Source organism: Algoriphagus sp. SE2, assembly GCF_039563885.1.
Taxonomy (GTDB): Bacteria; Bacteroidota; Bacteroidia; order Cytophagales; family Cyclobacteriaceae; genus Algoriphagus.
The window spans coordinates 321694-335276 of sequence record NZ_JBCLWJ010000003.1 but is presented as its reverse complement, the minus strand read 5'-3'; the positions used below and the strand labels follow the sequence as shown (position 1 = coordinate 335276).

The following is a 13583-nucleotide window of genomic DNA, read 5'->3' as shown; positions in this document are numbered from 1 at the left end:
ATTTTTAAGTTTGACAAGTGAATTACAAAATAATTTTCATTCGAATATGAGAGCTCTAAAATATATTTTCTTACTAATTAGTCTTGGTTTTTACCTTACTTCCTGTGAAAATGATCCGAATAGACCAGACAGTTCTAAACCTAAAGCAAGAGGTACAATAGGTGAAATTATACTTGTGATTGACTCTGCAAAATGGGCGGGGCCTGTTGGAGAGGAATTAAAAGACATATTTGAAGCAGATCTTCCAGGAATGATACGATCTGAGTCGAGATTCAAGGTAAATCGAGTTGATCCAAGAGCAATGACCCGCATGCTCAAAATGTCCACTAACCTGATTTACGTAACAACTTTTGACGATAAGGGGGCTGCAAGCCAAGTTATAAATTCACAATTTTCTAAGGAATCGAAAGAAAAAGCCCAGGCTGACCCTTCTCTTTATACCTTACGTATGGAGGATGAATATGCTATTGGGCAAGAGGTCCTATATCTTTTCGGAAATAATGAAGAAGAGCTTGTTGCTAACCTTAAGAAGAACAAGGCTCGACTAATTAATCTTTTTGAAGTTAGAGAGCGAGGAAGATTAGAAAAAATAATCCTAGCTAGAAAAAATTCTGCTGCATCAGCGGAAACAAAAAAGAACCTTGGAATTGATGTAAATGTACCGGCTTCTTATCAGGTAGCTAAAAGTAAACCTGGCTTTGTATGGTTAAGACAACCTACTCCTACTGCTAATAGAGCGGATATAAGCTTATTTTTTTATGAAACTGATTACACCAGCGAGGAACAAACTTTCCCTGAAAACATTGTAAAGTTAAGAGATGAAATCACTAAAGAAGAGATCTTCGGAGATCCCGATGATCCAAGTTCTTTTATGGTTTCCGAAAAACAAATCCCTCCAGCTTTCCGAAACATGGTGATAAATGATAATTTTACGACAGAAATTAGGGGCTCCTGGAAAACTAACAATTTGAGCATGGGAGGCACCTATTTGGGGTACATCATGGTCGATGAAAAGAAAGGAAAATTGTATTACATGGAAGGTTTTGTATTCTATCCAAATGAAGTTCATAGAGACGCACTTCGAGAAGTAGAAACTATCCTTTTAAATACTGATGTTAGTTGGACAGAAGAGCAGGGGTCCTGACCCAAACTAACTTAGAGCTTTTATGGCAATTAAAATTCGCAAAGAGGACGCACTCAATTATCACACACAAGGTACACCCGGCAAAATTGAAGTGATTCCAACCAAGCCTCTTTCCAGTCAAATGGATTTGGCACTCGCCTATTCACCGGGAGTAGCTGAGCCCTGTAAAGAAATATCAGCTGATGTAGAAAATGTATATAAATATACTGCAAAAGGTAATCTGGTAGGAGTTATTTCCAACGGTACCGCTGTTTTGGGACTTGGGGATATTGGCCCTGAAGCATCTAAACCTGTAATGGAGGGAAAAGGTGTTCTATTTAAAAAATTCGCAGGCATTGATGTTTTTGATGTTGAGATCAACGAAAAAGATCCCAAAAAATTAATTCAGATCATCAAGTCTCTGGAACCTACTTTTGGAGGAATCAATCTTGAAGATATCAAAGCACCTGAATGTTTTGAAATTGAAGAGACTTTAAAAAGGGAAATGAAAATTCCTGTCATGCATGATGACCAGCATGGCACGGCTATTATTTCAGGTGCAGCCTTATTAAATGCGCTTGAATTAGTAAACAAAGATATTAGCGAAATTTCTCTTGTAGTAAATGGCGCAGGGGCGGCAGCAATATCTTGTACTAGATTTTATGTTTCTCTGGGTATCAAAAAAGAAAACATTGTCCTCTGCGACAAAGACGGGATCTTAAGGTCAGACAGAACTGACTTAGATGATATCAGAAGAGAGTTTTGTACAGATAGAGACTTATACACTCTTAGTGACGCAATGGCCGGAGCTGACGTATTTTTAGGACTTTCCGCAGGGAATATTGTAAGCCAAGATCAATTACGATTAATGGCAAAAAACCCAATTGTTTTTGCCTTAGCAAACCCAGATCCAGAAATAGGATATGATCAAGCAATTGAGGCAAGAGAAGATCTTATTATGGCAACTGGCCGCTCTGATCACCCTAATCAAGTAAATAATGTTTTGGGCTTTCCTTATATTTTCAGAGGAGCTTTGGATGTGCGAGCAACTGCTATTACGGAAGAAATGAAGCTTGCAGCTGCTCATGCTATCGCAAAACTTGCAAAGGAACCTGTACCAGATATTGTTAACAAAGCCTATGGAGAGGATAAGCTAGGCTTCGGGAGATTTTATTTAATTCCAAAACCATTAGATCCAAGATTAATTACGACTATAGCACCTGCTGTCGCCAAAGCTGCGATGGAATCTGGTGTAGCTAAAAAGCCTATCTTGGATTGGGATGCGTATGAACTAGAACTTCAGGAAAGAATAGGAATTGATCAAAGACTGATGTCTGTGGTAATTGCCAGAGCGAAGAAAGATCCAAAGCGGGTGGTATTTGCAGAAGCCGACAATAGAAAAATATTAAAGGCTGCCCAGATCATAAAAGACGAAAAAATAGCTATCCCAATTCTGCTTGGAAACAAGGAAAGAATTTTAACCTTAATTGAAGAAAACTCCTTGGATCTTCACAATGTATCGATCATTGATCCTCTTGAAGACACTCAAAAACTTTCTCAATTTGCAGGAATTCTATTCAAAAAACGTCAAAGAAAAGGTATGACTTATGGAGACGCTGAAAGGTTAGTAACCCAGCGTAACTATTTTGGTGCAATGATGGTAGAGACCGGACTTGCTGATGCATTCATTTCAGGACTCACTAGAGATTATCCTAAAACTGTATTACCATCTCTACATACTATTGGTGTAAGACCAGGAACAAAACGTGTAACTGGTATGTACATTATGAATACTGATAAAGGGCCCTACTTTTTTGCCGATGCTACAGTCAACCTGAATCCAACGGCTGAAGAATTAGTGGAGATTATCGGGCTTACCGCTGAAGCTGTAAAATTCTTTAATATTGAACCTAGAATAGCTGTTCTTTCCTATTCAAATTTTGGATCTGCAAAAGGAGATATTCCTGATAAAATGGCAAGAGCAACAGCTATGGCAAAAGCAAAATATCCTGATTTGATTATCGAGGGAGAAATGCAAGCTAATGTTGCCCTCAATGATGGAATTCAAAAGGAAATGTATCCTTTTTCAAAACTGATAAACAAAAGAGCTAACACACTTATTTTCCCTGATTTGAGTTCCGGAAATATTGCATATAAATTACTCGCTGAACTGGGGAATGCTGAAGCTATAGGCCCAATCTTGTTGGGAATGAATAAACCCGTTCATATTCTTCAATTAGGAAGTTCCATAAGAGAAATCGTTAATATGGTAGCTGTAGCTGTTGTTGACGCTCAATCTGCCCAAAATTTATGATAGACTATCTAAGTGGAAAATTAGTATTTAAAGATCCTACTTATGTCATTATTGATGTTGGAGGAATTGGTTACCATGTAAAAATATCACTTCAGACTTACAGTAAAATAAAGGATGAGGAGCAGATCAAACTCCTCACCTTTCTCCATATTAAAGAGGATGCACATACCCTTTATGGATTTAAAGAAGAAGATGAAAAAAGGCTTTTTTTACTTTTAATATCCATTAATGGGGTGGGTCCAAATACTGGACTGATGATCTTATCTTCTTTAAGTGCTGAAGAAATTGAGCATGCTATTTTGTCTGGAGACGTAGCCACCATTCAGCGTGTCAAAGGAATAGGTGCAAAAACTGCACAGCGTATTATATTGGAGTTGAAAGATAAAGTTGGAAAAACCTCAGGTTCTGACTCCTCCAATTCTCAATTTGGTTTCCTAAGGTCCGACAATAAAGTTCGTGAAGAAGCGTTGAAAGCTTTAATAACTCTCGGTTTTCCAAAAGCAGCCGCAGAAAAAAACATCACCGCTGTCATGAAAAAAACCACAGGAGAAATTTCTTTAGAAGAATTAATTAAAGCATCTTTAAAGACACCATAATTTGAAGCTGCATTGAACTTTCGGAAGTTACTGACTTTTTGCAGGAGGAGGTATTTCGGTGGTTTGCCCAAATACTTGTTTCTGTTTGGGTTTATTTTTGCCTTTTCTACTTCCCAGGCACAACAAACCGTCACTGATAGCCTCCAATTGCGAATCGATTCTCTTAATAAAAGGAGAATGGCACCTTCATTTTTGCTTTGGCAAAATATGAAGACGAATCCGCTATACCCTTTCCGAAACCCATTTGTCGCCCCAACATCCCCCTTCTTACCTACCCCCCTTACGAATCAAAATGTAGAGGTTTTAGTTGATTCTACTCTTAGATATAACATAGTAGAGCAACTAGACAGCACAAGAGTAGGTAACGAGCAAGAGTACGATTTTGAGGAGTTTTCTAAAATCCAAGAATATAAAGTAAGGCAAGAATATTGGAGGAGTCGATCAAGAGGTGCAGATGGGGAAAGTGCTGTTGAAGGTAGGGGACTAATACCCCCTTTGACGGTAAGCCCCTCTTTTGATCGGATTTTTGGTGGAAGCGAAATAAATATTGTCCCCACGGGATATGTAAATTTGGATTTCGGTGCAATTTTTAGAAGGATTGATAATCCGACTTTACCTATTCGTCAGCAGCAAAATGGAGGGTTTAACTTTGATCAACAAATACAAATGGCGGTCAATGGATCTCTGGGAGAGAAAATGAAAATTGGGGCGAACTTTGATTCAAATAATTCATTTGACTTTCAGAATCAGCTTAAAGTAGAATATAACGGATTCGAAGAGGACATCATAAAATCTATTGAAATAGGTAATGTCAGTATGCCTGTCCAAAATAGGTTAATCCAAGGAGCACAAAATCTTTTTGGTGTAAAAACCCAGATGCAATTTGGGAAAATGAATGTTACGGCTGTCGCTTCAACCCAGAGGGGAAGAAGAGATCAATTAATCATCGATGCTAACGGCCAAGGACGTTCATTTGATATTCAAGCTTCCAAATATGATGAAAATAGACATTTCTTTTTAGCTCATTTCTTTCGCGATAATTATGAAAGATGGCTCCGAGGCTTACCACAAGTATTATCGGGAGTGAATGTGACCCGAATTGAGGTTTATATCATGAACCGAGCTTCAAATACTGAAACCTTAAGGAATTTTGCTGCATTCATGGATTTAGGGGAAGGACAGGTTCTATTAAACCCCAGTAACCCGAACATTGGACAGGGAACTCCAGGAGCTCCTGCTTCAAATGATGCTAATAATCTGTTTGGCAATATTTCCTCCAATCCAAGCTTTAGGCCATTTGATACAGGTTCTAGGGCGATGGAATCGAGTCTTGGAATAAGAAAAGGAGTAGATTTTGAACAAATTAATGGTTCAAGGAAACTCAATCCAACTGAGTTCTATTTTAATGCTCAATTAGGTTATCTCTCACTTTTCAGAAAACTCCAAAACGATGAAGTTCTTGCTGTTTCTTTCGAGTATACCTATAATGGTCAAGTTTATAAAGTAGGTGAACTCACAGAAGATTATCAAAACCGTCAGGAAGATGAGTTGATTTTCCTGAAGCTATTACGCCCAGCCAGAATCAATCCAAGAGTTCCTACTTGGGATTTGATGATGAAAAACGTTTACAATCTGAACGCCAATCAATTATTAAGAGAAGGTTTCCAACTCCAAGTCATTTATAGAGATGATCGGACTGGCTTAGACAATCCCTCCCTACTTGAGGGAGAAAATGTTAAAGACAAGCCCTTAATTAGATTGACAGGTTTAGATAATTTAAACCCCCAAAATGACCCGGCACCTGATGGTAACTTTGACTATGTCGAAGGATTAACTATTCTCTCTGATCGAGGCTTGTTAGTTTTTCCGGTTTTAGAGCCGTTTGGTTCTAATTTGGAAAAGAACTTTTTGCCTGGCGAAATAGTCCTAAAAGACAAATACGTGTATGACACGCTATACCGCACCACACAGGCTGACGCAGAATTGGTAACTAGGCTAAATAAATATTTTATCAAAGGAAGGCTAACAGCTGGATCTGCTTCTGAAATTCAATTACCCGGATTAAATATTTCGCCAGGATCAGTAATTGTACAAGCTGGAAATATTCCATTAACCGAAGGTGTTGATTTTACAATTGACTACAATGTTGGGAGACTCGTAATTATTAATGATGCGATTCTTCAATCTGGAAAACAAATTTCAGTCAGTTTTGAAAAAGCCGATTTGGTCTCATTTCAAACAAGAAGTCTTTTAGGAACAAGATTAGATTATTTGTTCAGTGACAAATTTAACCTTGGAGGAACATTTTTATACTTGAATGAAAGACCAAACGTAACCAGAATAGCTACGGGAAATGAAACGTTGAGAAATAGTCTTTGGGGTCTTGATGCAAATTTCGCAGATGAATCAAGATGGTTGACAAAACTGGCTGACGCCCTTCCTTTTACAGACACCAAAGAAACATCCGTGATTCAGATGAGTGGTGAGTTTGCTCATTTGATTCCGGGAACTTCCAACCAAGTTGATGGAGATCAGGCATCATACATCGATGATTTTGAGGCAGCTGTAACGCCATTTAATTTAGGTGGAGCAGCAAATCAAAATTGGAAATTAGCTTCAACTCCCACCACAGATGATAATCGATTTGATTTAAGTAACCAAACAGAAGATTTATTGGGTTCAACTTACAGAAGAGCCCGGCTGGCTTGGTATAATATCGATAATATCTTCTATAGAGAAAGCGGTCCAGGTGTACCTTCTAACATTACTAGAGAAGATAGACGAAATCATTATGTACGTCGTGTCGTTCCCCAGGAAATTTTCCCTCAGCAAGATCGAACTGTAATAATAACACCAGAGCCTTTATTCGAGCTAGCTTATTTTCCAAGTGAAAGAGGAATGTATAATTATAATACCAACCTTACTTTCAATGGGTTATTACCCAACCCAAAATTAAATTATGGAGGTGTTACCAGGGCGATTACTACAGAAGTTGATTTTGACAGGACAAACATAGAATACATTGAATTTTGGCTTTTAGACCCTTTTATTGAAGGTGAAAACGGTAGAGTTTTAGATGGGATTTTCAATGAAAACAATACCACAGGAGGTAAACTGTTTTTAAACTTAGGGGATATCTCTGAGGATGTTATGAAAGACGGGCGGCATGCATTTGAAAATGGTCTCCCTGCCGATGGAGACCCTGCTGAAACATCCACAAATGAATGGGGTAGGATCACTCGGGAACAATATTTATTACCGGCATTTGATAACTCAGAATCTTCTAGAGAAAATCAAGATGTAGGTTTAGACGGCTTAAGGAATGACCTGGAAGCTCAGTTTTTTGAGTCAAGATTTTTGGATAGGTTAAATGTATCTCCAGAAGCAAGAAATAGAATTGAGCAAGATGTTTCGGCAGACTTCTTCCAATATTATTTAGATGAGAATTTTGATCAAGAGGATGCTAAAATCCTAGAGAGATACAAAAAATTTAATGGTATGGAGAGGAATACTCCGGTAACTGCCAACCAAAACCTACCTTATACGCCTTCTGGCTCAAATAACCCTGATAATGAAGATCTTAACACTGATAACACTATCAATGAGCTGGAAAATTATTATGAATATGAGATAGATTTAAAACCAGGAAATTTAATAGTTGGTCAAAACTATATCGTTGATAAAGTAACACACAATGAAGCAGGTGAGAGTGTTGATTGGTACCTATTTAGAATTCCTGTAAGACAACCTGATCGGGTTCAGGGAGATATTTCAGGTTTCAAATCTATCAGGTGGATGAGAACTTATTTGACTGAATTCGAGCAACCTGTCGTATTGAGAATGGCAAACTTCAGAATGATAGGTAGTCAATGGAGGGTTTTTCAGGAATCACTTTATGATCGAGGGCTTTTTGAAATTCCAGAACCAGATATATCAAATGTAAAAGTAGATGTGGTCGGCATAGAACAAAATAGTCAAGGAAGTGCGACACAAAGTCCTTATGTTTTACCACCAGGGATAAATAGAGACCGGGATAATACCTCTACAGTAGAAAGAAGATTAAACGAACAATCACTTCGGATTTGTGTAGAAGATCTAGCTTCCCATGACGCCAGAGGAGTCTTCAGAAATATCACTCAAGATTTGGTTCAATTTGAAAGAATTAAAATGTTTCTTCATGCCGATTCAGAGGATGCAATGGACGGAGAAATCACCGCGTTTTTAAGAATGGGGACGGACTACACAGACAATTATTATGAGATTGAAGTTCCCCTTATCATCACTCCTAAAGGGACCAGAGACCCAAGGCAAATTTGGCCTCTTGAAAATGAAATTGATATTGCCATTCAAGAAATCGTAGGCGTAAAAGTAGAAAGAGATAATAACCAAGTTCCTCTTAATCTTCCTTTTTCTCAGCAAATCAGGCAATATAAAGTTACAGTGGTAGGTAGGCCAGAGCTAAGCCTCATACAAGGAATGATGATAGGTGCGAGAAACCCGGGTGAAACTGGAGGGTCTAGCAAAAGTATATGCATTTGGGCGAATGAGTTAAGAGTTACTGGATTCACAAAATCAAATGGCTGGGCAGCAAATGCTTTGTTAAATGCTAAAATTGCAGACGTAGCCGTAGTTTCAGCATCAATCAGACATAACTCTATCGGTTTTGGGGGATTAGAAACAAGACTCTCTGAAAGAGCGCGTCAATCTACAACCCAATATGATATATCCACCAATGTAGATGTGCATAAACTTTTACCTGCTGCTTTGGGTGTAAGTATTCCTATGTATTTCAGTGTTGAAAATTCATCTACAAGACCTGAATATGACCCTTTGAATCCCGATGTGCCCTTTGAGGTGGCTTTGGGGAAATTTGAAACCAATGCAGAAAGAGATGCATACCGAAATATTGCGCTAGATCAATTAAATCGAAAAAATATAAGCTTCAATAATGTTAGAAAATTAAAAACTAACCCTGACGCAAAAAGTAAATTTTATGATTTGAGCAATTTATCATTCTCTTACGCTTACGGAACTGTTAAGCAAACCAATGCTCAAATTCAGGATTATAATTTCAAGACCTATAAGGGCAATATTACTTACAGTTATCAGCCTGAACCCTTATCCATTGAACCATTTAAAAATAGTAAATGGCTTGACTCGCCCCATTTAAGATTAATTAAAGATTTCAATCTAAACCTTGCCCCTACTTTGGTTTTGGCAAGAGTAGATATTGACAGAAGATTCCTTCGGTCTCAATACAGAAATGATCAGCTTAGTACTGCAGGTGTAGATCCTCTTTTCCAGAAGAGCTACTTCATGAATCGATTCTATACATTGAACTGGGATCTTACCAGAAACCTTAGGGTTGACTACTCCTCCAGAATTATGGCTGTAATTGATGAACCAGAGGGAGATTTAGATACAGAGGCAAAGCAAGACTCTGTGAAAAGTAATTTTTGGAGATTTGGGAGAAAAACTAACTACAATCATTCCATTAATCTAAACTATACCATTCCTTTTGACAAATCGCCTATTACAGACTGGATAAGGGCAGATTACAAATATGGTGCTACTTACACTTGGCAAACTGGAGCAATCGGTCAAAAAGACACACTGGGTAATGTAATCCAAAACACTAGAGATCAATCCATTACTGGAAAACTGGATTTAATCAAACTCTATAATAAAAATAAAAGGTTAGCCGTACTAAATGCCCCAAAGAGACCTTCGATACCAGGAAGGGAAAGTCTTTCTGCCGAGGACACGATTGGAACCCCCTTTACCAATAAGCTCTTTAAAATGTTGATGATGGTAAAAGAAATCACATTTAATTATGGCGTGGTGGAAGGTACTTTCTTGCCAGGATATCTACCAAATACCGGCTTGTTGGGAATGGACAGGGCATTTGAAAATCCCGGACTAGCATTCCTATTCGGAAGTCAAGATCCCATGATTCGGTACAATTTAGCCAATAGTGGCTTGATGGCCCCAAGTACAGAACTCACCCAGCCTTTCACCCAAAATCGGGCTATGAATTTGAGACTTGGAAGTTTAATTGAACCCTTCCCCGATTTTAGAATTACACTGACGGCAACTAAACGCGAGACTGGTAACTATCAGGAGATTTTCAGGACTTCTACAGAAAATCCCGATGAATACACATCGATCAGCCCTAACAGACTTGGTGCATATAGTATCACTACCATTATGATTGGAACCTCCTTCGCAATGGATGATGTTGAAAATAATTCTCCTTTGTTTGCTGATTTTGAAAATAACAGATCAATTATAAAAAGTAGGTTGGATGCTGCAAATCTTTCAAGGGGTGAGTACCCCATAAACGGTCAGGATGTTTTAATTCCTTCATTTTTAGCAGCATATAGAGGTAAAAACCCAACTGAATCAAACTTAAATCCATTCCCAAAGACACCGCTTCCTAATTGGAGAATTGAATATCGTGGACTTTCTAGGTTAAAAGGTTTGAGTGAATTATTTAGTAGTATTAATATTTTACATGGATATACTTCGACCTACGATGCGAGCAACTTCTCTAATTCTCTCCAGTATCAACAGGGATTAGAACTCTATAATAATTTACAAAGAATCCCTACCCCGAATATCACGAATGACGATGGACAATTCATTCCTATTTATGTGTTGAATCAAGTTGTTTTGACAGAAAGGTTTTCTCCTTTAATTGGTTTGGATCTTTTGACAAAGGATCGCTTAAACATAGCGATACAATATAATAAGGAACGGAATCTCGGATTGAATTTTTCTAACTCCCAAGTCACTGAACAAAGAAGTAATGATTTTGGAGTAAATATTGGTTATACAAAAGCGGGAGTAAAAATTCCATTTAAAATTGGAGGTCAACAAAAAGTACTTAAAAATGACCTGACATTTAGATTAGACACCAAGGTAGTGGACACAAGACAAGTCCAAAGAAAAATAGAAGAAGGAAGTACCATCACGAACGGGAATCTTAATATTCAAATAAGACCTACTGTTGGCTATTTAATTAATCAAAACCTAAGTATTACACTTTATTTTGATAGAACAATTAATGATCCAAGGGTTACTACTGCTTATAGAAGATCTTCAACAGCATTTGGTGGTCAATTAAGATTTAATTTGTCTCAATAGATTTTATTTAGCTTGTTTCTTTTACTTTTGAAACTCAATATTAAAAAATTCAAATATGAATATTCCACAAGAATTAAAGTACACAAAAGACCACGAGTGGGTTAGAATTGAAGATGATATCGCAACTATCGGAGTAACTGATTTCGCACAGTCAGAACTTGGTGACATTGTATATGTGGAAGTTGAAACAGTTGGTGAAACTTTGAATGCTGAAGAAGTTTTTGGAACTGTAGAAGCAGTTAAAACAGTTTCTGACTTATTCATGCCAGTTTCTGGTGAGGTTACGGAATTGAACGAAAAGTTGGCAGATGAACCAGAACTGGTAAATTCTGATCCCTATGGTGATGGCTGGATGGTAAAAGTAAAAATTTCCGGAGATGCATCAGGCTTATTATCTGCAGAGGAATATGCAGAATTAGTTGGAGCCTAAAGTTCAAAGATTTGAGATTGTCTTTAAGTATTGCCTGGCTTTTAATTGTATCAATAGCAATTTTAACTCCGGGAGATAGTTTGCCAGAGGTGGAAGTCTTTTCTTTTCAGGATAAATTCATCCACTTTATGTGCTTCAGTATTTTAAGTTATCTCTGGTGTGGAGTAGGAATAAAACCTGAAGAAAAAGGAAAATTTAGTAAGAGATTATTGGTTAACTTCTTGATTTTCGGTATTTTAATAGGAATTATTCTTGAATCCATGCAACTATTCATCCCCTTTAGGACGTTTGATTACTTAGATATGGTAGTTAATGAAATAGGTGGAATTGCAGGATTCTTTGCATATTTTAAGATACCAATCACAAAAAACAACTTGGAATAATCATCCTAAATTCTTAGACTTGTTATTCCAATTTAGAAAAAATTTAACCTGTATAAACCAATTCACCATGGAAGCAAAAAAGACTCCTAAGGCTGATCTAACCAAAAAGTCAGGTATGTTCCTGAATCTTGGTTTGGCAATTGCTGTAGGTGCTACTCTTGCTGCATTTGAATGGAAGTCATTTGACGACGGTGCTCTTAAGGACCTTGGCCAGGTGACTGACAATTTCGAAGAGCTAATTGATATTCCTATCACAGAGCAGCCACCACCACCGCCGCCACCAGTTGAGCAGCCGATCATTGAGGAAATCCCGGATGAAGTAGAAATCGAAGAAAAAATCGAAGTAAACTTTGACGTGGATGTTAAGGAAGAAACTGTAATCAAAGAAGTTGTTATTGCTGAAGCTCCTGTAGAGGAAAAAGCTGATGAAATCTTTGACGTTGTGGAAACTCAGCCAAACCCTCCAGGTGGAATGTCAGGTTGGAATCAATATTTAAGTAAGAACTTAAAATACCCAACTCAAGCTAGACGTATGGGTATCGAAGGTACTGTAATTGTAGTTTTCGTTGTTAACACTGATGGTTCTATTCAAGACGTTGATGTTTTGAGAGGTATTGGCGGCGGTTGCGATGAAGAAGCAATCCGAGTGGTATCTAACGCTCCTAAGTGGGAGCCAGGTAAACAAAGAGGTAGACCAGTTCGTACTAGAATGAGACTTCCAATCAGATTTAAGCTGAGCTAATAATCTGAAATAAAAATATTAGACCCGAAGAATCGGGTCTTTTTTTTGCCTTTTTATTTATAACTTTTTATTTAGTTAAAATTTGTTAGTGCTATAGGTTCTTGTTTTTGAAGAAGTTAACTTCTTAGGTATAATTTTTACCTAATCAAATAAGAGCCATGGAAAACAAAAAGAATCCCAATTCGGACCTCGGCAGATGTTCCAGTATGATTTTTAACCTAGGATTAATGCTCAGCGTTGGAGCTGTATTGGTGGCCTTCGAATGGAAGGCTTATGAAGATTATCAAATTAAGTCTATTTTAAACGTGGATAATGATTGGGAAATTTTGGATATTCCTAGCACCATTCAAGAGCCTCCTTCCCCTCCACCTGTTTTACAGCAACCGCAAATAGAAGTAATTCCAGATGAAGTAATTGTGGATAAAATTGATGCAATTATTGATTTTAGTGTAGAACAGGACCCTATTCCCGCTGAAGTTGCCCCTATAGGACCGCCTATAATTGAAAATCCAGATGAGATTAAGGATTTTGTAGAGGTTCAAGCTTCTTTTGTTGGAGGTATGGAAAAATGGTATCTATACCTAAAAGAAAATCTTATATACCCTACTCAAGCCAGGAGAATGGGAACCGAAGGTACTGCCATCGTACGATTCGTTGTAAATACTGATGGAAGTATTCAGGATGTTGAAATAGTCCGAACTATTGGAGGAGGATGTGATGAAGTTGCTTTAGATGTAATCAAAAATTCGCCCAATTGGAATCCCGGGAGAGTAAATGGAAAAGCTGTAAGATCACGAATGACCATCCCCATTAAATTCAGATTAAATTAATTTTTTTTTTCTAAATGAG

At 37.7% G+C, this 13583-nt stretch carries 8 protein-coding genes; all 8 read left to right on the top strand.

Going from position 1 to position 13583, the window contains the following annotated elements; translation table 11 throughout:
* The first annotated feature begins 46 nt into the window (after positions 1 to 46).
* The 8 genes from AAGF08_RS05500 to AAGF08_RS05465 all read left to right on the top strand — a co-directional run bounded on the left by AAGF08_RS05500 (position 47) and on the right by AAGF08_RS05465 (position 13564).
* Positions 47 to 1144, top strand: coding sequence for a DUF4837 family protein (locus AAGF08_RS05500; RefSeq protein WP_343510095.1), 1098 nt, complete (start codon positions 47 to 49; stop codon positions 1142 to 1144).
* A 22-nt stretch (positions 1145 to 1166) separates the two neighbouring features.
* Entirely contained in the window at positions 1167 to 3437 is a 2271-nt protein-coding gene (locus AAGF08_RS05495) for an NADP-dependent malic enzyme (RefSeq protein ID WP_343510094.1), read from the top strand.
* Complete coding sequence (ruvA, locus tag AAGF08_RS05490) at positions 3434 to 4033, top strand: Holliday junction branch migration protein RuvA (RefSeq protein ID WP_343510093.1); 600 nt, start codon at positions 3434 to 3436, stop codon at positions 4031 to 4033. The genes AAGF08_RS05495 and ruvA overlap by 4 nt, the downstream gene beginning before the upstream one ends.
* A 177-nt stretch (positions 4034 to 4210) precedes the next feature.
* On the top strand, positions 4211 to 11179 hold the full coding sequence (sprA, locus tag AAGF08_RS05485) for a cell surface protein SprA (protein WP_343510092.1): 6969 nt from the start codon (positions 4211 to 4213) through the stop codon (positions 11177 to 11179).
* A 55-nt stretch (positions 11180 to 11234) separates the two neighbouring features.
* Entirely contained in the window at positions 11235 to 11609 is a 375-nt protein-coding gene (gcvH, locus tag AAGF08_RS05480) for a glycine cleavage system protein GcvH (RefSeq protein WP_343510091.1), read from the top strand.
* A gap of 11 nt (positions 11610 to 11620) precedes the next feature.
* A complete protein-coding gene (locus AAGF08_RS05475; protein WP_343510090.1) occupies positions 11621 to 11992 on the top strand; it encodes a VanZ family protein in 372 nt (123 codons plus the stop codon).
* Positions 11993 to 12059: 67 nt separating this feature from the next.
* A complete protein-coding gene (locus AAGF08_RS05470) occupies positions 12060 to 12734 on the top strand; it encodes a TonB family protein (RefSeq protein ID WP_343510089.1) in 675 nt (224 codons plus the stop codon).
* A 158-nt stretch (positions 12735 to 12892) separates the two neighbouring features.
* Positions 12893 to 13564: a TonB family protein gene (locus AAGF08_RS05465; protein ID WP_343510088.1), complete on the top strand. Its 672-nt coding sequence runs from the start codon at positions 12893 to 12895 to the stop codon at positions 13562 to 13564.
* The last annotated feature ends 19 nt before the right edge of the window (positions 13565 to 13583 follow it).

Excerpts from the sequence above, each read along its gene's own strand:
- sprA (WP_343510092.1), top strand. The coding sequence starts at position 4,211 with ATGGCACCTTCATTTTTGCTTTGGCAAAATATGAAGACGAATCCGCTA.
- AAGF08_RS05500 (WP_343510095.1), top strand. The coding sequence starts at position 47 with ATGAGAGCTCTAAAATATATTTTCTTACTAATTAGTCTTGGTTTTTAC.
- AAGF08_RS05495 (WP_343510094.1), top strand. The coding sequence starts at position 1,167 with ATGGCAATTAAAATTCGCAAAGAGGACGCACTCAATTATCACACACAA.
- ruvA (WP_343510093.1), top strand. The coding sequence starts at position 3,434 with ATGATAGACTATCTAAGTGGAAAATTAGTATTTAAAGATCCTACTTAT.
- gcvH (WP_343510091.1), top strand. The coding sequence starts at position 11,235 with ATGAATATTCCACAAGAATTAAAGTACACAAAAGACCACGAGTGGGTT.
- AAGF08_RS05465 (WP_343510088.1), top strand. The coding sequence starts at position 12,893 with ATGGAAAACAAAAAGAATCCCAATTCGGACCTCGGCAGATGTTCCAGT.
- AAGF08_RS05470 (WP_343510089.1), top strand. The coding sequence starts at position 12,060 with ATGGAAGCAAAAAAGACTCCTAAGGCTGATCTAACCAAAAAGTCAGGT.